This is a genomic window from Sulfolobus islandicus Y.N.15.51, from assembly GCF_000022485.1.
Taxonomy (GTDB): Archaea; Thermoproteota; Thermoprotei_A; order Sulfolobales; family Sulfolobaceae; genus Saccharolobus; species Saccharolobus islandicus.
This window is the reverse complement of the sequence record NC_012623.1, coordinates 1-22,070: the sequence shown is the minus strand read 5'-3', so window position 1 is coordinate 22,070 and position 22,070 is coordinate 1. Positions and strand designations below refer to the sequence as shown.

Sequence of the window (22,070 nt, the reverse complement as noted above, 5' to 3'; positions counted from 1 at the left end):
TTAGTACACCATAGGGTCTTTTCTTAAAGAGGCCTCCCAGAAGCCTATCTCGAACCTTACAGAATCTACAAATATACTTAGAAGACCTTCAGTAATATTTACCTCATTTAAGGCATGAAGAATAGCTTCAACTCTCTTTTTATATTCATTTGAAGCATAAAATGAGGCCCACGTTTTATAGAGTTGGTGAGGGGACTCAACTACATAATCACCAATTATACTGTATCCAAACATACATGGAGTCCATGCAACCAAAAATTTATTCCAATCTAGATTAGCATAGAAGTATAAATGTCTCGTATAAGCGTAATTTATTAGATTGTATCTAGTTTTAACTATCTCATCTTTAGAAATACTCAACTCAGAATAAAGTTTACTATGAATTTCTAACCCCTTATTCAGAGTGGAAAAAACTAAATTAAGTATCTTAGTAACTTTATCAATAGGACCTTTACTTGAGGCAATAAGCAATGCCATTAGCATGTCCTCTACGTATTTTCCATCCTGTATTAGGTAATATCTAAAGATATCTAATGGAAGAGATCCATCTCTCATCTTAAGTACGAATTCGTGTTTAACATACCTATTCCATAATTCTCCTACGCTTTCAATCAAATTTTCAACATTACTCACTATAGACACCTATTTTAGCCTTGCACCACCGTGAGCTGGTATTACCACACCATCTACCCAATCTGATTCGTCAGTTAAAAGCCAAATAATGATCCTAGCGAAATCCTCTGGAGGTGCCATATCATCACCCAATTTTCTAAGCTTTTTCCAATTTCTTTCAGGTTCAAATTCTCCGCTTATGGTAGTTGGAGCAATACCGTTAACCCTAATTCCCCTCCCTAATAATTCAGAGGCTAAAATCTCGACCTCCTTAGCCAAGCCAGCTTTAGCTACTGCATAAGATAATTGGTCAGGAGAAGCTTTGCCAATACCACTCATTGATGATACTAAGACTACACTAGAGCCTTCCTTAAGAAACCTTATGGATGAATTGATAACATAAAGAGGAATCTTTATGTGATTAGTTAACATCTCTTCTAATCCGCTAAAATTATCTATTGTGTCCTCAACATACCCACCAACAGTAACCACTAAATGGTCTATTCCGTTAAGGAGAGATGCGCACTTATCTATGACATTCCTAGCACTGTCAGTACTAGAGACGTCACCAACTACATAATGGATATTACCATATTTACTTAGAGTCTTTTTCATTCTCTTTAGCTTGTTCTCATTCCTCGAATTTATGCAAACTTGCGCACCCTCTTTTAATGCGAAATAGGCAGTGGCGTAACCTAAACCCTCGCTTACACCTATAATAGCTACTTTCTTATTGTCTAACCTTCCCATACATAAAAATGTTAAAGCTTAGTTTTAAGTAATTGTTTAATCTTTTCCTCTTCACTTACTGGCATACTACACGTATTGCCTATACAAACATATGCTCTACTCTTTCCCGCATTATATTTTATCATAGCCCTTATTACTGAACTAACGTAATCAGTTCTACTGTCATCTACCCTTTCAATTAATTTAAAGGGATAATAGGTAAGTAACGCAGTTCTATGCAGTCTTTCAGCTAGTCCGTCCTTTTCATCAACCACTACGATATGAGCCATACCATTAATGTAACTCGAGATAGTATTAACTATCCCAGCAATAAATTGAGAATTTTCAGCGGTTAGAGAGGGAATTAGAGGTTTAATTTTCCCTTCATCAACTTTAAACTCATCAGATAATAGAGATAATTTGAATAACGCCCTAATATACATTGAATTTGCAGACTCATTAGGCATGTCAGTGAAATTATTAGGCCTAATACCTCCAATGTTTCTACCGAGTTCAATTGCCAAATCATAATACTTTTCTTCACTTAATACCTCGTATGCGGAGATACTTGCTAAAAGTGCTGCAGCATAATCTTCTGGTAATCCAGCTTTTCCACCATCTAACCTCCTGCTAACACTTTTTCCTAACTTACTCAGAACAAGCTTAGCCTCCTCAATACCCTTGTTTAAAATTAATGAGGAAAACAGTATAGATTCAGTAAGCTTTGCGTTAGGATAAGTGTATGTACTATCATCTCTATATGGCATTTTCCTATTTTGCTCTCTATACGTCAATAGTTTGGCCCTTATCTCACTTACCTTCTCTATTATCTCATTTGCCTGTAAACCTGTTACCTTAGATAGCTCCCTAAGTTCAGTTGTTCTCAATAGAACTTTCCTGCCCTCAACTTCTACAGTATTCTTTAGGTCGAATACCCTTATCGCAATACCATAATCATTTCCTAAAGCACCTTTAAGCTCATCCTCAGTCCACGTATAGTACTTACCCTCCATACCTTCACTATCTGCATCTAAGCTATTAGCAAAACCTTTCCCATCCATGTATAGTTCTCTTAAAACAAAATCTACTGAATTTCTTAAGGCATCAAGAATTTCTATGTCATTAGTTGCAGTATAATAAGTAAAATAATCGTAAATCAATTCGGCATTATCTATAAGTAGTTTCTCAAAATGAGGTAACTTCCATTCTCTATCAACAGTATATCTATGAAATCCTCCACCAACCTGATCAAAAATCCCGCCATAATACATTTTCCTTAAGGTGAATAGACCAAGTTTTTTACCTAAGTCATCTCCTCTAGTAGCACTGTAGTTGAGGAATAGTAAATCCACAAAAGGATGGGGAAATTTAGCGCCAAATCCTAATCCACCATACTCAATGTCAAAATAGGATGTTATATAGGAAAACGTGTCATCTAGAACACTTGAACTTAGAACTCCACCAGTATTCCTAGCAATTAGCATATTAGGGTCTATTGAAGATGAGAATATTTGATTTCTGTCTTCTCTCCATATTCTCAAAATCTCTAACAATAATTTCTTAAAGCCTATTCTTCCATACTTATCTTCTGGAGGAAAGTAAGTTCCACCAAAGAAGACCTTTCCCTCGGGTGTCATGAATATGGTTAAAGGCCACCCAGACTCACCTGTTATGGCCATGGCTGCGTTTTGTAGAAGTCTATCCAGATCGGGCATTTCATCTCGATCAACCTTAACTGGAATGAAATTTTCATTAACTATCTTAACTATTTCTGGGTTTGAATAGGTATCTTCATCCATAACGTTACACCAATGGCACCAAGCAGCACCTACATCAATAAGTATCGGCTTATCCTCCCTTTTCGCAATTTCAAATATTTCGTTAGACCAGGTATACCAATTTATTGGATGATTTACCGCTTTCCTCAAATAACCACTTTGAGAATTCCTTAATCTCTCATTCATTCTAATATTTTTAGTAACGAGTTCACATTTAAAATTTGTTATCAAACATTAGTATCTTGGTCTTTTCTAGAATATATTTTATATAATACGAAAAATCCTATCGCAAACAAACTAAGTCCTACTTCTGTGTAATTTACTATAGGTTTAACAGTACCAGACTTTAGAAGAATACTAGAATTACCAAAAAACGCTGTAATTGTTGAGTTACCATTAACCGTGTACCAAATAGTCATGGTATTACCACCATTTGACCAATTAAGAAGATCTCCACTAGCCTCAAGAAGAACGTTAGACCCATTATATAATTTAACCACAGAAGAGTTCCTAACTGCAATAATAGTACCATTATTTAATTCAATATAAACTGTACCCTTTCCAACTACATCAACTTTCAAAAAGGCATAACTAGGAATAACGATTACTGTGAGGTTGAATTCAGAGTAATTGGACAGATTAACGTTTAATTCATTAGTATTATTGCCATTAATAAGTATAGAATAGGAATAGGGGGCTAAAACAAAAGCCTGAATCCTTAAATTTGAACTATTGACGTTTAGAGTTTGATTGGAAGAAACTAATTTGACACCATGGGAGTCAGAAAACAGTAATGTAACCGGAAAGGGACTTAAAATTTTTACATTAACTACGTATGCGTTACTAATAATATTTAGCGTAAATACAAATACTGTAAACAATATAAGGATTTCTGCTCCTTTAGACACAATAACCCGGTGTTTAATATCTAACAGTCACTGAAGCGTAACTGATAATAGTAACTAAAAATAATGATTATTATGTATGAGGAAACCAACCTTAACTGAAACGTGATGATGGGTTGTTTCCCTGATATACTATAATATAAATGTGATATTTTCGTTAACTAAAATGTAGAAAAATGAACTTCCCAATAAGGTATTATTATAAATGAAGATATAACCCGATAGTAATACCAATACCATGAAAAATGAAGATAATACTAGGTATACCTGACTTGAAAATCCCAGTTTGGACGTTTAAACAACCATTAATGGTTAACCAACTAAACTGGAATAATCTATCCTGGGAAAATGAGACATGGGTAGACTCTGGAGGATATCAAATAATGGTAAAAGGGATAAAGGTTGAAATAGAAAAAGTGGTTGAGAAATATAAAATTTTAGATGCTACACAATACATGAGCCTCGATATACCGTCAAACCCTTGTCATAAACCTTCAGAATTAAATTACAAATACTTCGAGTATCTGTACGCGGTTTTTGATAAGAAAATAGTACCAGTTATACACGCTTATGATGTAGAATCAATAAAGAAGTCCATAGACTTCTACTCCCAATATACTGATCTAGTGGCATTCGGTGGAATTATACCTCCTACCCTCAATAAAAGTGGAAACAAAAAACTCGCAGTTACAATATATCATCTAGTGAGAAAATTATGGAAAGGAAAAATTCACGTATTGGGAGCTGGATCACCATTCATGAGAAAAGTCTACTTTAACGCTAATAGTGTAGATACCTCAACCTACAGAATCAAGGGAATACATGGCATGGTAATTATACCCGGCAAAGGAGAAAGATATGTTGGTGAAAGAAAAATAGTTTGGGGCACTAGGAGAGCGAGTGAAGAGGAATTAGAGACTTTATTATCATTCTTAGATAGAACAAACTATCCGTTTCCAATCAGACTTGATAATTGGGTAGATAGAAGTCTAATTAATGCTTGGGTACTCTTAAATTCAGAATATGAGATTAACAATCCATTAATAGAGTATTCTAAAAAGCTAGATAGTTTCCCAGAAGATGAGATAGAGGAAGAGGTAAATGAGCTCTGCATGCGAGCGACTATATGAATATCTAAAGCCTGATTTTACTAGAATATCTAAAAAAGATAATACGGATGATTTATTCAGACACCCAGTAGTAATGAGATGGCATCACTATTTCCTGGAAAATTGGAATTCGGACAAGGAAATTGGATTGCTATTGCCTTGTACAGTAGTTAAGCCTTATTCATTATCGCCAACCCACAAAATAGCCTATGCTACATTAAACAAATATAATTTAGAAGAAAAAGTACAAGTCTATTCAGTATCGGAACCAATGCTTTTAGTGCCTAAAGAATTAGAGGAATGCTATCCTTTTAATAATTATGATTACCCGCCGAGACTTATGAGTAAAGAGGAGAAAGAAGAGTTTATAATGTTATTAACGAAACCCCTCATAAAAGTAAGTATGTTACACAATAGGTTAATAGGTATACTACCTAGGCATCACTACGAAATAGTCAAAAGGGCAGCTGAAATCTCAAATTTAAAAATAACAATTTACCCATATGGTAGATTAGCCTTTAAAACCATAGCTAATGTGATAACAAGCATTTCATCATAATTCCAGTAGCTTAATCGTTTAAAAACGTTCTTAAATAATGTTAAATGTTGATGGAAAAGGGAGAGATCATAGGAATAGTACTGCAGAAAAGCGAAGCAAATGAATTGCAAGGGCTAATTAGAGCTGACGAAGAAATAAACATAGGGCAATTGTTATTAATTGATGATTCTGAGAAACTTTCGCTAGTCAGGGTTGAGAATTATGAATTTCTGAACGAGTTCTTTGACGAAAGGGGGGATATAGCTAAGTCAATACTAAAAGAACCATCGATATACGAGATTCTAGATATGAATACAATAATAAAGGCTACTTTGCACTTAATAAAAAAATATGATCATAGCACTACTCCTAAACCGGGTTCTTTCGTAAGAAAACTACCAGAAATAAAGAGTGAAAAAGACCTACTTTCGTTTTATGGTATAAAAAGCAAGAAAGGATTAATTGAGTACGGTGCTTTAGCGGGTTCTGAAATACCATTATTATTAGACCTTAATGCGATAACGATGCATATAGGAGTTTTTGGGGAGACAGGAAGTGGAAAAAGCTATAATATGAGATATTTAATCAAGCTTCTATCCAACATAAAAATAGGAGATAATATCACAGCCTTACCGATGATTGTAATTGATGCGAATGGAGACTACATAGATTTAGCTTCGACAAATCTAGACATCGTATCTACGGGAAGGGGCTGGATAAAAAGGTATATACTAAAGGATCCTAAGGAACAAAATGACATTAAACTCACAATAGATTTGTCCATATTCACTCCTAGAGAATTATCAGAATTCATTATGTCTCTAAAATACGGAGAAGCTTCCTATAACACCTTGCAACTAAATTTCCTAGAGCAAGTACTAGCAAATCACGATAGTAAGGAGTACAATACCCTTCTAGGAACTGCAATAGGAATTGAGAACCTAAGAAATGAGATCCTTACTATGGCTCAAAATAAAGATATAGGAATAACAACAAGCACGGCTAGAGGAATTGCGAGTGCACTAGAAATATTCAAAAACAAGGTGATTAACAGACTACAACTGGTCAACTCTTCTGCATCTTTAACTGAAAATACACTAGAAGTGATTTGGAGGAATAGAGGTTTAGCAATAATAGACTTCTCTGCTGAGGGTTCACCAGGTATAGACGTCCTTACAAAACAGCTTATCGTGAGTTACATAACCAGATTGATCTTCAATTATCTCACAAAATCCAAATATAACGGCAATCAAAGGTTCTTGGGATTTGTAATAGAAGAGGCACAAAACTACATACCTTCTGTTGATTATCCAGTAAACGCCAACTTGACAAAAGACGTATTGGTAACATTGGCAACCCAAGGAAGAAAATTTGGAGCTTCTTTAATTCTCGTAAGTCAAAGACCGGCATTTATAGATAAATACGTATTGTCGATGATTAACACCTTCTTCTTTCATAGAATATATCACGAGGATGTAAGGTATGTGATGTCTGCTTCGGGAGGTTTACCAGAATCGTTGACTAGGAATTTGACATCACTAGAGACTGGACACGTAATAGTAAGTGGGCTTATGTCAATAATGAAAAGTCCAGCATTGATAAGAATACCGTGGGATGCTAGGTTGGGATCATACGCTGGAAACGTGGAAAGAATTGATTTAATTTTAAGCGAAGGGTGAAAATGTGAGTTGTTACAAGAGAATAAGTGAGACTGCCTCTGACTCGTCTTACATCTATCAAATTTTCTCTTGCATTAGCGAGAACCCATTATACATTAATAGACTGAGATTTTTCAAGCAGGTTAAGGATGAGATAGACAGGATATCTAAGACTAAACAGTCCCCAGAAATAATATCCCTTGTAGCCGATTGGGGTCAAGGAAAAAGCACATTCCTTGACATTATTGAGGAATACGCCAAAAGCAAAAATATTAGCGTAATAAAAGTACCTTTTGTAGAACTTTTAAGTAAAACTGAGGACTTGTTAACGTTCAGAAATAACATATATCTTATTGATGAGGTAGAGAGTTCTGTAGATTACTTTGCAGAATATCAAAACGAGATAAAGGATTTTTGGAGTAAGGTAAAGGAATTAGCCAACTCAACCGGAAATTCAATAGTATATCTTTCCATGACTCCTAGTGCATATTCTAAAATATTTGGAACTGGAGGATTAATTTATAACCTATTTTCAGAGACATACCCTTCACTCTTAGAAAGAATAAGGAAAGTTAGTATAGAAAATCCATCTAAATTAGAGTTTCTATTGATGTTAAAATGCATGCTAAAGATGGCTAACGTAAAGGACTTCAAAATACTCCAATACATGGATTTGCCGTACTGGGTAATAGACCAAGAAAGAAGAAAATACGTAAGGTTCTTCAACGATATATTGTGCGACAATCTTCCTAATATAGATAGAATTTTCAACGAACTAGCCAGATCAGAGAAAGGAATTAGCCTAAATTCAGAAGGGGAGACCATCAAGCTAGATACATTGACGAAAATGGAGAACGAATTGGACTCTCAAGAATCAAGTAATTTATATAGAGTGCTAATGAGTAGAATATTCACTGACGAAAAACTAATCATAAAACAATTAGAAGGTCATGTAGTGAAGGGAGTACTACTACCATACCTAAAATGGATTGAGATATTCCCTAAAGGACAAGAATACGTAGAGGACTTCCTTTTAACATACTATCAAGATGACTTTCACGTATTTATATCTGATAATATAGAAAGTGTAGTGTACGAAAGTATAGATACAAGCAAATTAAAGGAGAATATTAAAAAACTAACGCTATTCAGTAAAACTGAAGCCTATGCATTATCTTGGAACTTCTTTGAGAGTGTAGCGAATACGAATATAGGAGGACTAGTAGTAGAGTTCAAGTCTAGGGAAATACGAGATAAAGCTCTACAGTTCGTAAATACATATATTACAGATAGAGAGAAGGAACTTGAATCACTAGAATATTTTATGGAGGTTCTAGGAATAAAAATAGATAGTGCTAACAGAACCAGAGACTACATAAGGTTTTTAAAAATTGTCGATAGAAATGACAAAATTACAATTATTTTAGCAAAACCATCTAACGAGGATGAAATTAAGAGTCTAATAAAAGAGATTAAAGAAAGCGATGATATAATTCACGGAATTATTCTAATAGAGCCTCAAATAGGAAAGGAAGAATTGTCTAAAACTTTAGACGAACTATCAATACCTTTGATCGAACTAAAAATCACCACACCAAAGAAAAGACAGTTATTATATCTACTATTCTCTAAGATCTATGGGCAAAGTAGAATTAGACTGGATTCCATAGAACTAAGACTAGGTGACTTGAAAAATTCGATATCCTCTCTACTGCTAAAAATAAAAGATAACCTTAATTTGAAACAACTTCCAATACCTAAAAATAAGAGATTAATACAATCGTTCAATTGGATAATATTCTACCCTTCAATTAAGATGGCAAACGCTGATGAAGTGTTCGACAAAGTAAATGACATCATTAATGAGAAATTCAGAATGTATGGAAGTAAGCAATTCCATTTAGAGGATATAGAAACATCAAACACATTTATTGAAGACGTTATTACTTACTTCTATAATAATTATATAATAAAGATAAGAACTAATTACATAGATTTCGAAGACTTAGCTGGAGACTCGTTATCCTCATTTTCTAAGCTATTTGCGGGACTTATTAGACAAAAATACAAACAAGAAGCGGAGGATGTTGTATTTAATTATATAATGTACTATGTAAACCCACAAGATACAAGAAGAAAGGATAATAAAAATAATCCTTTAGCCTTCGCTTACCAAATTTTTAATCCTGATAAAAAAATTGGACAAAATCCCACTTTAGATTTCCTAGTTTACTCTTCAATAGTTAGTGGTGAAGTCGCCAAATATTTAAATAAAGATTCAATTTATATGAAAATAAATGACCAGATACGAAAAATAAAGGAAAAACTAGATAATCCATACTCAGCTTATGGATACTTCATAACTGCTAAAAAGAGGGGAGCTGCAGTAAGGAGTCTTGAAGAAATGAGAGAAGCCATAGAAACATATGAGAAATCTTGCACTGAAAATAAGGATATAAGGCTATGTTATGATTATCTCTACCTATCGAATATTTATCTGGAATTATTAAGAGAGACCGAGAAATCAGTAATTGAAACGGACAAGATCGTGGAGGAAATCTCTAAGAAATTAGAAGTTGTGGAAAAGGCTAAAAGATATATTAAGATAAACGAGAAAATAGAGGAAATAGAGAAAGTACGTGAGATAGTTCGAGAACTTAAAGACAATTTCAAAATACACATGGATAAGTTGGCGAAAAGAATTCAGGAGATAAATGAAAGGGGAGAAACGGAGTCTTTCAAAAGATACCTCGATTACTTACTTACTACAATTCATGTCGAAGACAACTCGAATCTTTATTTCATATTATTCAAATTACTGAAAGAGGCACTAAATGGCATAGCAATCGTTGGTGAAGAGTTAAAAGGAACAATAGTAGATGAAATTACATCATTAAGTAAGGTCGGTATTCAATTAAATAATATTGAGACGATTGTAAATGAGTTAGAAAAGATAAGTCCAGAATTACCTAAGTTGAGGGAGAACGTGGAGAGAAACACGCAAAAGATAACGCAATTGATTCAAGAAATAAAGGAGGTTCTAGAAGAACATGGATTTGGATGAGTTTATAGAAAAATTGACCCAATATAAGCAGAATTTAGACGTAGAAAAGCTTAGAGAAGAAGATAGAAAAATTACTGAGATGATAGAGGAATTAGAGGTATCTAAACAAAGTCTGAAGGAGTCTCTAAAGAAATTAAGGAGCTTAGAGAAGAAGATAAACGAATTAAATAAATATGAAGATAATCTTGAGGAAATTAAAGCAGATATAGAGAGGCTAGGCAAGCTCAATTCCGCAGAAGAAATAATTAGATACGTAGAGAAGATAAAAGGAAAAATTGACAGCTTAGAAAAGGATGTAGAACAAGATCTGAATAAGATAATAGACGATAAGATTAAGAACATCGAGGAAATAAATGATAGACTAAAATTGTATGCGAAAATTTTGTATCATTTTCTTAAAATTCAGAAAGATGTAAAAACTTTTAGTATACCTAAGGAGAAATCACTTTCTAAGCTAAATGAAGTCGAAATACAAGCTAAACAACACCTTAATGAACTATATGAGATTATCGTTAACGAGTTAGGAAAATTAAATCTAAACGAGAATGAGATTAACATACTGATAATACTAATAGACAAAGGCGAAATAAAGATTAGTAAAGATAATTTAGAAGAGGCTATTAAGGTTATGAAAATGCTTGTAGAGAGAAATATTTCGATAAAGGTGAAAGTTTGAATATTAATGAGATAATCAAAAAGGTAAATGAGTTAGCTACCAAGGATGTTGATGAGAGAGGAAAGATAAACATGGCAACTAACTTGATTTTTGACGATATTACATCAAATAATTCGGAATTAAAAATAGGAATACTTGAAGAGATTATAGATCCTGACCACATAGCATGTGCAGTAGATGGAAGTAAATATGAAATAGAGCTAAGTGATGTAACTCTTATCCTAGCTAGAGCTGTGAAGATCTTAGGGAAAAAGAAGGATAAAAAGAGTGTTCCGTCTGAGATAGCTGAAGATTTCAAAATAATAGAGAATTACTATGATAAGAACGTAATATCCAATAAATCCATTCTATTTATGCTTAGTTTAGAAACTGGTTTAATTGAGAAGTGCGAGGATTGTGACGTGATATTTGTCGATGGACCTATAGTGGATCCTCCCACATATTATGAAGAGGACGTTGAGATAGAAAATATCTTATCGCTGGATAAGTTAGCACTATATCGTTCTACAGTACTCAGAAGATTAAAGGGTAAGAACAAATTAATCATGGGAATAGTAAAGAACTTCTCCCATAGAATATTGATCAAGGAATTTTTAAATAGCTATCCGGCGCTGATTAAGGCAAGGGAGAATTACATAATATCTAATATTATGTATAAATATAGACTCGAAAAGTCTGAGTTTAATAAACCAATCTTTCTAGGATGGATAAATTGGGATTCGTTAATAAATAATCAGATAATACTAGATGATCTAAAGGGAATCTCAAAGGCTTATAACCAATATAAAAAGGCATTTAACTACTCACTCTCAATATACTCTCTCTATTACCAGTATAATATAACATCACCAATAGTCAGAATAGATATGTTAAGTGAAAAGGAACCTGACTTTACACCAATTAAATATTTGAACACATGGGCTATGCAAGGTATTAGAGAAGTTACGTTATTGAATAAACTAGCTGACGAACTTTCGGAAATAAATTCACAAGATGCAAAAAAATATGCATTACTATTTAACTTAGCTAGAGAAAACTATTTAGATATGAACGATAAGCTGGCAGAACTAATGATGAGAAAGACGTAAATGATGGATGAAGACTCCTAGTCCAGCTGACTATTTGGTTTCAGTTTGTAACTTTTTTGAGAGAGTTGATAATGCAGCACTAGTACCTAGAGTAGGGTATATTTCATTTCCTGCCGGAACTACTATTATTAAACCTCCTCTTTGTGAAATATCTGATAATGTTTCCAAAAACCTTAACTGTAATGCTGATGGATTATCCTTGTAATAAGTAGATGCGTCAGCTAAAATACTTGCAGCTTGTCTCTCACCTTCACTTAGTATTACCTTCGCTCTTCTTAATCTCTCTGCCTCAGCTTGCTTTGCCATAGCAGATAACAAATCTTGAGATAATCTAATATCTCTTATAGTTACAGCGGTGACTTTAATTCCCCACCCTTCAGTTGTAACATCTAATATTTCTTGTATCCTCTTATTGATTTCTTCCCTTTTACTTAATAGCTCATCTAATTCCATTTGTCCAACAATATCCCTTAATGAGGTTTGAGCTAAATTTAGTACTGCTACATTATAGTTGTAAACACTTAATACTGCTTTTTGTGGGTCAACCACTTTATAGTACACTACAGCGTCTACACTTACAGTAACGTTATCTCTAGTTAAGATAGTTTGAGGTGGAACCTCAACAGTATTTACTCTTAGATCTACTATTAATGGTCTATCAACAAAGGGTATAAGGAATATGATTCCAGGGCCTTTTATTCTTAAAAATCTCCCTAATCTCAACACAACGGCTCTCTCCCATTCTCTGACTACTCTAAATGACATGGCAATAAAGATGATTATTATAATGATTAGAAATACTATGCCTACTATGTCTCCTACATTAATTGCCAAATCCTACTACCTCCAAATATATAACTATAATTTGAACCTTATTAATATTGCTGAAATAACCATACCTATTACAAAAGCTAAGATGTAAAGTATAATATACAAGTTGACCCCAAATTGGGGAGAGCTTGAAGTAGTGGAAGTTAACGTGGTAGTAGTTATGGAAGTCTCCTGCTTTGACAATATAGACTTTATACCCTTCTTAAAGGAATTTTGGGCAGAGTTAAGGAAATTCAATAAATCTTGGTAGTATGAATGAAACTTGCTAGAAAGCGAATTAAGGATTGGCGAGGAAAAATAATATGCCGAAGATAGCGTAAAGTTACCCGGAAAATAAACTACGTAAAACGAGTAATTGTTATTAGGAAATACCGCAATTCCAGAAGAGTTTGTTAGTGTAGAAGATACTACTGAAGGAGGGAATCCAGTTTCCAAATAAACCGCTTGCCCAGACAATGACTTATTACTTATTGACAATTTCACAGTGATTCTATCACTAGTCTGATTAACCAAAACGTGGGGAGGGATTGGCCATAATACTGAAGGAACGTTAAGCCCACTTGTCTCAATTGCTATAGGCGAGAATAGACTAGGAAAAGTGGAGTATATCTTAACCCCAAATGCCGCCTCTGCGGTATCAAATCCAATAGAGTAAGCGTTGGGTACAATACTTAAACCATTGCCATTGAAATAATACAAATTGGCTACACTACTCACGTTCATAAAAACCACACTTCCACCACCTGGTCCTCCCCAAACTAACTCTAGATCATTTGGCAACCCTAGTAATGAAAGACCACCTAACTGGAATAAGCCTATTAGGGGATATCTGAAGTAAATCCCCCTTTCTTCATTTATATTATATCCAAAGTCTAATGTAGAATTAACTATTTCCATAAATAGACTTATGGAAAGGGGTAAATTTACCTTGAACGTTGGACCTTGATAACAAATTACACCAAGGCCTTGATATACTAACGAATTTCCTGTTGTATTACTAAAGGGACCGGAAAGATTCCAAAGATTTACTATTGGTGTGGCATAAAAGGTATTATTTGATATTTGATGAAATAGGATTACATTTTGTGCCCAATACTTTCCTAATACCATAGCATTTAACTGAAGAGATGCATTCCCAGTAGTGAAATATTCTCCTCCAGGTAAATATGAGCTACCTATATTTAAATATGAAATATTGATCTTACCCATAACGAAATCTGTATAGATTACTGTATTCAAAGGATAACTGGTTACTCCAGAAGGAAAAGCCAGCGAAGAAGGTTGTGAAATGGTATGTATTGTTAAGGGCATTGATAATGGCAACAATAGAATTATTATGAGCAGAACCTTATACATCACAAATATATACCAATTAAGCTAATAAAAAATCTGTGGCACACCCAGTAGCAATCACCTTGATAATTATCGCAGTTTTAATCGCAATTTTAGTCATTACTGGTTACATATCCGACCCTATAATAGATATTCCCACGTTGGCCCTACTAGGTTTCTTAACATATCGAGTTATTAATGTTGTTATAAAAACTAGAGGAAGAAACTTATACTCCTATGAGGGAAAAATTGGAAAAGCAGTTGATGATATAAAATCTGGACAAGAAGGGTATGTAATAGTAGAGGGTGAGTATTGGCGAGCCTTAGCTCTAGAGGATATAAAGAAAAACGAAGATATAGTAGTAGTGAAAAGAGAGGGGATGAAACTGATGGTAAGAAAGAAGGTGAGTGATATTGAAACCAGCAGAGTATAAAAAATTGATAGATATGCTTACTAGAAGAGGTTTTGACGTTAGGGAAAACGGAGAAGAATTGCTAGCAATATTTTACCCACCAACGATAGAAGAAGCAGGAGGAGAAGGAGAGATTCCAAATCAACGATACTATGTTATAAAGTTTAAGATAAGAAATGGATTAGCATACTACGATTCTACAACGCTCATGGAAAACGATAAACCCATAAAAGTTTTAAACATAGATGAAGTTGAACTTTGGTTAGAGTCATTTTTAGGTGAATAGTTATGTACCTATTCGTATATGGAAGTTTAAGATATGGTTTCGAGCTAAATCATCTAGTAGCTAAATCAAGGTTTATAGGCTTAGGTTATATAGAAGGTTATGAAATGTACGATTTAGGAAATTACCCAGGTATAATTAAAGGTGATGGTATAGTTTGGGGAGAAGTTTATGAGATAGATGAAAATTTAATTAAATTACTTGATGAAGTAGAGGATTATAAAGGATCCCCAGATGACTTATATGTAAGAGAAAAAGCTAGGGTATATTTTGATCAGAAAAGAAAATATTACTTAGATAATGTATATTTTTACAGATACAACAGAGAAATAGCAAACGATATGGAGAAAATAGAAGACGGTGATTACTCAGCGTGGAGCGGAATGCCCATAATTGTGAACTATTTTGCGTATGCTGAAAATACTAATGAGAAGATTTTACGTCAGCGTGGAGTTGACATAATGTTAAGTGAAATTCCAGCCTATATGAAAGGCTATAGGCTGATATTTAACGTACCTTGCAAATACGGTTATTGCGCAAACCTACTAGAAGACGAAAACGGCATAATATGTGGATATTTGCAAAAGGTGTTTCTTCATACTTTAAACTCCTTAGATAAAGCCGAACAACACCTAATAAAGTATATTAGAGAAGTTGTGAAAGTTTACGATAGAAATGGTAAGGAGTATTTTGCATATGCCTACGTCTCAAGCCACAAAGATGATAGAGAGAAACCAAGCGAAGAGTACCTAAAAATGATTAGAGAAGGGCTAATGAGAGGATGGGGAAATGAGTGCGTTAGCACTGGATTATATGATGAAGCTGGCATATCTTGACTGATGAAGAACGAACTCGGTTCTGATGATTACTTTCAAGCTAAAGAATCTCTCCTATCGACTCACATCACAGTTGACAAGAGTAGATGCCCATAAAACATAACATGCTAAAATACTTTTCTTCGAAATCTTATATGAATATACAGACATGTTATACATGAATAATCTTATTGCTTCGTTTAATGCATGTCGTGAAAGAATACGTGAATTCAAAAACATTTTCATGTGCCGGTTAATGTTGAATTCAATACAGAAATCTACGATATTGGACTAATTATAACGTCCCTAAAACTCCTTCTACAAATCACTAATGATTTGTTGTCTTTTTAATTTAACTTCTTAAGTACAATACGTATCTAAATAGAGAATATTCTTAATACTTCTGATTCTCATTCTGACGTAACCTAAAAGTAAATTCAATTTTAGGTTAAGAACGTATCAAACCTTTGCCTCATTACACGATTTTTGTATTTGTAACTGTTTAACCGTAATGAAGTGTGCAAGATCGTATAAAATGCTTATTTTACCAAAAAGATTAATTGATATATTAAGTGAGAGTATGAGCCTAAAGGAAGCTTATACCCAATATAAAAACAGGAACTTAAATTACGCATTAAAATTATTAGATGAGTTAATCACCCAGGATCCAGATCTAAAGGAAGCCTACTCCCTAAAAGGGAAAATACTCTTTGAACTAGGGAAACTACAAGAAGCTTACGAGAATTTTCAGAAGGCTGAAGATAAAATTGGAATGGCAAAAGTACTTATAGCTCAAGGACTTTATAGAGATGCACTAACATATTTAGATGATAACTCGAAGGAGTCTAGTAAACTAAGAGGACTAATTTATTTAAAATTGGAAAACTATGAAAAAGCCCTAGATGAGACTAAGACTATAGAAGATGAGGATCCTTTAATATATAAGATAAGGGGAATCTCGGAACTTAAATTAGGCAGATATAATGATGCTATAATTGACTTAAGTTTTGCAATTGAGAAATATCCTACTGACGCTGAATTGTACTTTTATAGGGCTTTGGCTCAAAGAGGATTAGGAAACTATAAGGAGGCTGAAAGTGATTTGGAAATGGCAATTAATCTAAACCCATACTATGCAGAAGTATACTTTAGTTTAGGAGAATTAAAGGAAAGTAGGGGATTATTACAAGAAGCAGTGGATATGTACTCGAAAACGATCAATATCAATCCATTATATAGAAGTGCGTACGTAAGGAGAGCTAAATCTCTAATGAAATTAGGAAGAGAAGATGAAGCATATGCTGATATTCGAAAAGCTAACGAACTGGATAGCTCTTAAAGTTAAATACCTTAATAGTGTATAATATACACGATGAAGTGTTCAACGAAGTCGATAAGAGAAATAAGAGGTTTCTCATTTCTTGTACCTAACTGTGATTCTACCCTCCTTCGAGAGAAATTTGAAAGTTTTAGAAAGTTATCTAATGAAGAAAACAAAACCTATATTATAAGAATAGCTGATTCAAATTATTTTAAATTCGAAGTACTCATGCTTCCTAAATCAATTACATTACTCACAATATCCACTGTAAGAGGGACAAATAACATAAATCTAAGAGATTTCGAAATGGTGGATGAATTACAAACTCTGGCATGTTGTGCATATCAAAAAGAGGAATTGAAAACTGCTACATCAAACTTCTTATCACCCACAGCACAGATTGCAGAGGCAGAGGTTGTAGACTTAATTAGTACAGATGAGGAATTTGAATGTCAAACTGAGTGCAATAACATTTCTTGGAATGAAATAAAATTACCAGAATCCACTGAGGGAAAATGGACAACTACGGAATTAGCTTCTACGGGAAAACTCTACTTAAAGGCATTATCTGGACAAGCCAAATTCTTAACAATATCCACTGAGAGACCACAGAACTCGATAAAGTTTACAAGTATGGAGAGATTAGGAGCGCTATGCTGTTTCCTAACTGAGTTAAAACGAAAGTTAAATGAATGTCCAGCACTAAAAGAAGTTTTACAGCCCTATTTGCAAGTAGAGATAGGGCGGAAAAGGAGGAAAAGATGAGCGAAAAAATAACTCCGATATTCAGCTTAGGAAATTTCGTTATGGATAAGTTAGGTAACGTAACGCAATACACTTTTTTCTACTATTACGATCCTGAAAATTATTACGCAAGTCTAACAAGGGAAATGCTGGATAAAGAGATAGAGGTAGTTAAGGGAAACATGCAGAGTTTTTTAGATGTCGAAAAAATAATAATAAACGATAGATCAACAAGGGCTAAAGTAGTTAGTACAGACATTTTCCTTTTAGATATAACCCATCCCGTTATTGAGTTTATAATAACATTTAGGGGAAAATTAAGGAAAGGATTAAACGTGTACGAAAACTTCTATGAGGAGGAGATCACGGAATATCCATATGAGGCAATATGGAGATTTCCTGGAAAAATACTAAACGTTAAAATGAAAGGTCAAATAAGTATATTAGAAAACTTCCTAAAGATAAAAGTAAATAAAGGAGTTAAAGTTGGTGGAAGAGAACGTATTGAGTTCTTTCTAACTTCTTAAAATTTTGATAAATAGTGCAAGGATTAATGTACAAAAACACTATTGTCATTTTACACGTCAATTCTTACTATAAATTACTAGTTTTCATTTTATAAAGTTCATCAATTTTTATAGCCAATTTATAGTCAAGATCTGTTAATCCTCCCATATCATGGGTTGTTAACTCCACTATTACTCTATTATAATAGATACAAACATCAGGATGATGATCTAAAGCATCAGCTGATGGTTGTATATCTTTCAAGAAATCTATTGATTGCTTAAAATCCTTAAACTTAAATTCCTTCTTAATCTTCTTCCCATCCTCTAATATTAACCAACCGTTATTTTTAAGTTCCTCTAGTCCCTTCGAGAAAATTCCACTCATAAAAAATATAAGTAAACGAGAGTTAAAAAATAGCTTGTTATAAAGAATCACTTAATTTCTGCTAAGAATTTCTTTACTAAAGCTATAACTAGAGGAATTAATGCTATGGCAAAAGCTATCGCCAGACCCCATGATAAAGCGTATATTATCGATGTAACGTTTCCGAAGGGTTCAACTATTATAGCAATTGCAATTAGTAGTACAATTATATACAATATCAGTCTACCATAATTTGCTACATAGGCTAGGTCTGGATTAGAGTTCGCAAAGGGAACTAGCACTTTATCAATCAAAGCATATGCTGCGTATAATATTACTGCACCTAATATTACTGCATAAAATACATAAGGATCGACATACGGTATAACACTAAAAATTGCTAAGGCTGCAGCAACAGTTATTATTGCAGCATATAGACCAAACCTCAGAACGTTAAATATCGCAGTTATTAAATCATCTTGAGATCTAGCTCCTATTTGCCTCTGCATGTAATCAACTAAAATATTAACTAGAGTTAAGCCTATGGTAAGGAGTACTATAGCCCCAGCTAACTTAGGCAAATAATTAGCTATCTGTTGAACATATCCAGAAGCTGCTCCTAGCTGTAGAAAAGAAAGAGCTATTGATAGTGCAATTAATATGATTAACGCCTTTATCGTACCTGCTATAATGTCAACACTAGCTCTAACGTGTTCTTCTCTGAAGATCCTACCTAAAAATGCCCTAATGGAATACGATACTATATTAGCTATTATATAACCTATTATTAGTATTATTATAAACACTATTATAGAAGGTATTGCGTCAATAATACTAGTCGCTATCCCAGATAACGCTTGGGAAACCGATGTCTGAGCTGATGCTATTATCACAGGTATCACTATTCTATATATATATATAGAGAACAGTTTATTTAAGATTATCTTAAAGTAAAACGTACATAAAAGGACATATTTAATAATCAGTAATAATCTTTTCTATTTTGTCAATAATATTGGATAACTTCTTTTCTTCCTCTTTTAATTGTGTTAATCTTCTTCTTAATTGCTCGCTCTTTAAAAGTTTTTCCTTAATATCACTAGCGAACTTGCCAATATATTTGCTTCTTAGTCTACCATCCTCCCAATACCTTAAGTAATAGTAGACATTTCCGTTAATCGTCTTTACCTCAAGATGTCCGCTTGGTAATTCTTCTAATTCTTTTTCAACTTCCTCAATTTCCTTTCTTAGTTCATACAATCTTTCTTCTAGCCTCTTAATTTTCTCCCACATCATCAACAAAATCACCAATACCAATACTATCTTCAAAAGTCTCATTAAGTGCCCTTAACACCTTCTCCTTATCTTCCACTAAAGCATACTTCTTAACTCCACCAGCTCTACCCCTATTAACTATCCTTATCTTAACTATCCCAAACATATCCAACTCCGATATTATGTCTGAAAATCTTCTATACGATAAAGGCTTTTGTTTGAACTTATTACAAAGATCAGTATACATTTTGTGAGCAGACATCACATCTTCTGACTCTATTAGACTTCTTAAAGCTAATTTATAGTGAAAAGGAAGGGCTTTTACGGCCTCTATAAGCCTCTCTTGTTCATAATCTACGATCGCCTTATCTACGTGCTCCTTTTTAATCATCCCCCCACCAGAAGCTAGCTGAGCTGCTCTGAAAAGCAAATTGACTGCCTTTCTTGCATCACCATGTTCTTTAGCAGAGATAGCTGCAATATAACCCAGTATATCACCATCATAGGTACCTTTTATTAAACCGTATTCTGCGTACTTTGAAAGGATAAATTTCAGTTGTTCTGCGTCGTAAGGTTTAAAGATAACTGAAGGACCTAAGGATGATAAAACTCTAGGCTCCATATAGTCACGAACATTTATGTCATTACTAATCATAATAACTGATATATTAGCATCTGACCTTAGCAGTTGATAAAGTACTATATCTCCCCCTCTCCTCTTAACTAATGTGTCAACCTCGTCAAGATATATTATGGCCTTTATGTTCCTAGTACCATTCTTTATCTTATCAATGTACTCACCTAGATTAATACCATGCTTAGGCACTGAAAAACCAGTCAGCTTACCAGCTAAGGATGATAATACTGCTTGTGGTGTTCCACCAACTTCTCTACAATTAACATAAGCTTGTTTTACATCCTTATATTCCTCATCCTCATTCTTAACCTCCTCAATCTCGTTATAGATGTATTTACTTACGAAAGTCTTCCCAGTACCAGTTAATCCAAGAAACAAGTTCGAAAACTTGACCTCATTCTTAACAAAATACCTAATAGCTATTGCAGCATCCCTTAGTATATCCTCTCTGAACGGAATCTCCTTAAATACAGATAACGGATCAATAAAGACCTTAGGGTTTTTTATAACTTCACCTTTACCACCTTTCAATGTTTCCCTTATCACATTCATTTCTAATGTTTCTACTGTTAAACCTGTTTCCTATGACTGTATTGGTAATATCTAGACCACAGGTTATATCAATATTACTTCAAAATTGAAGTTTTTACCATTTTGTATAATTTGTAGAATAAAAATAACATGTAAGTAATCAATAAAATGAAAATAGCGAAAAGAAGTAATAAAAGAGATTGGAAGAACAACGAAACAACTTGTACTGTAGGCAAATAATCGATTAGGAAATAAGGATATAATTGTAACAATGCTATAATAAAGGCGAGTTTACCAGATCCGAAAGATATCTTAGCAATAATATACAATAAATACGATATTGAAAAAGAGACGGCTAAGGTAGACTTTATAAACATACGTCTGATTACCATTGACACATATTTAAGCTAAAAAAGTTACTTATTAATCTTTTTCAAAACTGTTAGAATCTTAACAGTATAGACTCTAAAAATAATTTGCCATTATCAGTAGGTGACGTGACCGTATAGAAATGATTTAGTATAGTCATATGGTCATTTTTCAGGAAAATTTTAATTATAGGTAATAATTAACTCCCCAGTTATACAGTAAATTTCTAATGTTTTTCTACTTAAAATACCCTATATTCCACCCAAAGTAATACGCTTGCATAAAGTAATACTAGTTTTAAAGTGACACACTGCTAATTTCATCTGAAAAATTAGTTTAGGCCATAAAGAAAGAAAAACGTTTGTATAATTTAGATAAAACGTAAAATGGAATGATTGTCATTGGAAACGTAGGAAATTCACAGAGAGACAAATTAAAGGAGGGGAATTAGGGTATAATAATGATGCAGAAACGTAGGAAATTTACTGT

General features: G+C 33.6%; 23 protein-coding genes. 12 read left to right on the top strand and 11 right to left on the bottom strand.

Annotated features, from left to right (window positions below; all coding sequences use genetic code 11):
- The 4 genes from YN1551_RS00110 to YN1551_RS00095 are packed head-to-tail and all read right to left on the bottom strand — an operon-like array spanning position 1 to position 4,027.
- Positions 1 to 642 (bottom strand): TenA family protein, encoded by a 642-nt coding sequence (locus YN1551_RS00110; protein WP_012715399.1) that lies wholly within the window; start codon positions 640 to 642, stop codon positions 1 to 3.
- A complete protein-coding gene (locus YN1551_RS00105) occupies positions 643 to 1,362 on the bottom strand; it encodes an SDR family NAD(P)-dependent oxidoreductase (RefSeq protein ID WP_012712710.1) in 720 nt (239 codons plus the stop codon). It lies immediately after the preceding gene.
- 11 nt (positions 1,363 to 1,373) lie between these two features.
- Positions 1,374 to 3,305 (bottom strand): thioredoxin domain-containing protein, encoded by a 1,932-nt coding sequence (locus YN1551_RS00100; RefSeq protein ID WP_012716912.1) that lies wholly within the window; start codon positions 3,303 to 3,305, stop codon positions 1,374 to 1,376.
- Between the two features lie 41 nt (positions 3,306 to 3,346).
- Entirely contained in the window at positions 3,347 to 4,027 is a 681-nt protein-coding gene (locus YN1551_RS00095; RefSeq protein WP_012712708.1) for a hypothetical protein, read from the bottom strand.
- A 242-nt stretch (positions 4,028 to 4,269) separates the two neighbouring features.
- On the opposite strand from YN1551_RS00095, the gene YN1551_RS00090 reads away from it, so the two are divergent.
- Genes YN1551_RS00090 through YN1551_RS00065 form a run of 6 tightly spaced genes read left to right on the top strand, consistent with a single transcriptional unit; the run spans position 4,270 to position 12,157 of the window.
- Positions 4,270 to 5,154 (top strand): tRNA guanosine transglycosylase family protein, encoded by an 885-nt coding sequence (locus YN1551_RS00090; RefSeq protein ID WP_012710198.1) that lies wholly within the window; start codon positions 4,270 to 4,272, stop codon positions 5,152 to 5,154.
- A complete protein-coding gene (locus tag YN1551_RS00085; RefSeq protein ID WP_012710197.1) occupies positions 5,126 to 5,692 on the top strand; it encodes a DUF5591 domain-containing protein in 567 nt (188 codons plus the stop codon). The genes YN1551_RS00090 and YN1551_RS00085 overlap by 29 nt, the downstream gene beginning before the upstream one ends.
- 44 nt (positions 5,693 to 5,736) lie before the next feature.
- A complete protein-coding gene (locus YN1551_RS00080) occupies positions 5,737 to 7,350 on the top strand; it encodes an ATP-binding protein (protein WP_012716911.1) in 1,614 nt (537 codons plus the stop codon).
- A 4-nt stretch (positions 7,351 to 7,354) separates the two neighbouring features.
- Positions 7,355 to 10,393, top strand: coding sequence for a coiled-coil domain-containing protein (locus tag YN1551_RS00075; RefSeq protein ID WP_012716910.1), 3,039 nt, complete (start codon positions 7,355 to 7,357; stop codon positions 10,391 to 10,393).
- Positions 10,380 to 11,069 carry a V-type ATP synthase subunit I domain-containing protein gene (locus YN1551_RS00070; protein WP_012710194.1) on the top strand — a complete coding sequence of 230 codons (690 nt, stop codon included), beginning with the start codon at positions 10,380 to 10,382 and terminating at the stop codon, positions 11,067 to 11,069. Before YN1551_RS00075 ends, YN1551_RS00070 begins: the two co-directional genes overlap by 14 nt.
- Positions 11,066 to 12,157 (top strand): DNA double-strand break repair nuclease NurA, encoded by a 1,092-nt coding sequence (locus YN1551_RS00065; RefSeq protein ID WP_012716909.1) that lies wholly within the window; start codon positions 11,066 to 11,068, stop codon positions 12,155 to 12,157. Before YN1551_RS00070 ends, YN1551_RS00065 begins: the two co-directional genes overlap by 4 nt.
- Positions 12,158 to 12,187: 30 nt before the next feature.
- On the opposite strand, the gene YN1551_RS00060 is transcribed toward YN1551_RS00065, so the two are convergent.
- Positions 12,188 to 12,991 (bottom strand): slipin family protein, encoded by an 804-nt coding sequence (locus YN1551_RS00060; RefSeq protein WP_012710192.1) that lies wholly within the window; start codon positions 12,989 to 12,991, stop codon positions 12,188 to 12,190.
- Between the two features lie 24 nt (positions 12,992 to 13,015).
- Positions 13,016 to 14,344, bottom strand: coding sequence for a thermopsin family protease (locus tag YN1551_RS00055; protein WP_012715395.1), 1,329 nt, complete (start codon positions 14,342 to 14,344; stop codon positions 13,016 to 13,018).
- A gap of 35 nt (positions 14,345 to 14,379) precedes the next feature.
- On the opposite strand from YN1551_RS00055, the gene YN1551_RS00050 reads away from it, so the two are divergent.
- The 6 genes from YN1551_RS00050 (at position 14,380) to YN1551_RS00025 (ending at position 18,423) form a co-directional block, all read left to right on the top strand.
- Positions 14,380 to 14,754, top strand: a complete 375-nt coding sequence (locus YN1551_RS00050) for an NfeD family protein (RefSeq protein ID WP_012710190.1) — start codon at positions 14,380 to 14,382, stop codon at positions 14,752 to 14,754.
- A gap of 13 nt (positions 14,755 to 14,767) precedes the next feature.
- Entirely contained in the window at positions 14,768 to 15,019 is a 252-nt protein-coding gene (locus YN1551_RS00045; protein WP_014511759.1) for a hypothetical protein, read from the top strand.
- Positions 15,020 to 15,021: 2 nt separating this feature from the next.
- A complete protein-coding gene (locus YN1551_RS00040) occupies positions 15,022 to 15,852 on the top strand; it encodes a gamma-glutamylcyclotransferase (RefSeq protein WP_012716908.1) in 831 nt (276 codons plus the stop codon).
- 490 nt (positions 15,853 to 16,342) lie between these two features.
- On the top strand, positions 16,343 to 17,170 hold the full coding sequence (locus tag YN1551_RS00035; protein WP_012712703.1) for a tetratricopeptide repeat protein: 828 nt from the start codon (positions 16,343 to 16,345) through the stop codon (positions 17,168 to 17,170).
- A 33-nt stretch (positions 17,171 to 17,203) separates the two neighbouring features.
- Entirely contained in the window at positions 17,204 to 17,917 is a 714-nt protein-coding gene (locus tag YN1551_RS00030; protein WP_012715394.1) for a hypothetical protein, read from the top strand.
- Positions 17,914 to 18,423: a hypothetical protein gene (locus YN1551_RS00025; RefSeq protein ID WP_016731155.1), complete on the top strand. Its 510-nt coding sequence runs from the start codon at positions 17,914 to 17,916 to the stop codon at positions 18,421 to 18,423. The genes YN1551_RS00030 and YN1551_RS00025 overlap by 4 nt, the downstream gene beginning before the upstream one ends.
- Before the next feature lie 67 nt (positions 18,424 to 18,490).
- Here YN1551_RS00025 and YN1551_RS00020 read toward each other — a convergent pair whose 3' ends face one another.
- From YN1551_RS00020 to YN1551_RS17280, 5 genes are all read right to left on the bottom strand, one after another.
- Positions 18,491 to 18,790, bottom strand: a complete 300-nt coding sequence (locus YN1551_RS00020) for a 4a-hydroxytetrahydrobiopterin dehydratase (protein ID WP_012712701.1) — start codon at positions 18,788 to 18,790, stop codon at positions 18,491 to 18,493.
- A gap of 47 nt (positions 18,791 to 18,837) precedes the next feature.
- Positions 18,838 to 19,671 (bottom strand): mechanosensitive ion channel family protein, encoded by an 834-nt coding sequence (locus tag YN1551_RS00015; RefSeq protein ID WP_012710183.1) that lies wholly within the window; start codon positions 19,669 to 19,671, stop codon positions 18,838 to 18,840.
- A 73-nt stretch (positions 19,672 to 19,744) separates the two neighbouring features.
- Positions 19,745 to 20,065: a hypothetical protein gene (locus YN1551_RS00010; protein ID WP_012710182.1), complete on the bottom strand. Its 321-nt coding sequence runs from the start codon at positions 20,063 to 20,065 to the stop codon at positions 19,745 to 19,747.
- Positions 20,046 to 21,233, bottom strand: coding sequence for a Cdc6/Cdc18 family protein (locus tag YN1551_RS00005; protein ID WP_012716907.1), 1,188 nt, complete (start codon positions 21,231 to 21,233; stop codon positions 20,046 to 20,048). Before YN1551_RS00005 ends, YN1551_RS00010 begins: the two co-directional genes overlap by 20 nt.
- A gap of 74 nt (positions 21,234 to 21,307) precedes the next feature.
- Positions 21,308 to 21,604 (bottom strand): hypothetical protein, encoded by a 297-nt coding sequence (locus tag YN1551_RS17280; protein ID WP_012712698.1) that lies wholly within the window; start codon positions 21,602 to 21,604, stop codon positions 21,308 to 21,310.
- Between the last annotated feature and the right edge of the window lie 466 nt (positions 21,605 to 22,070).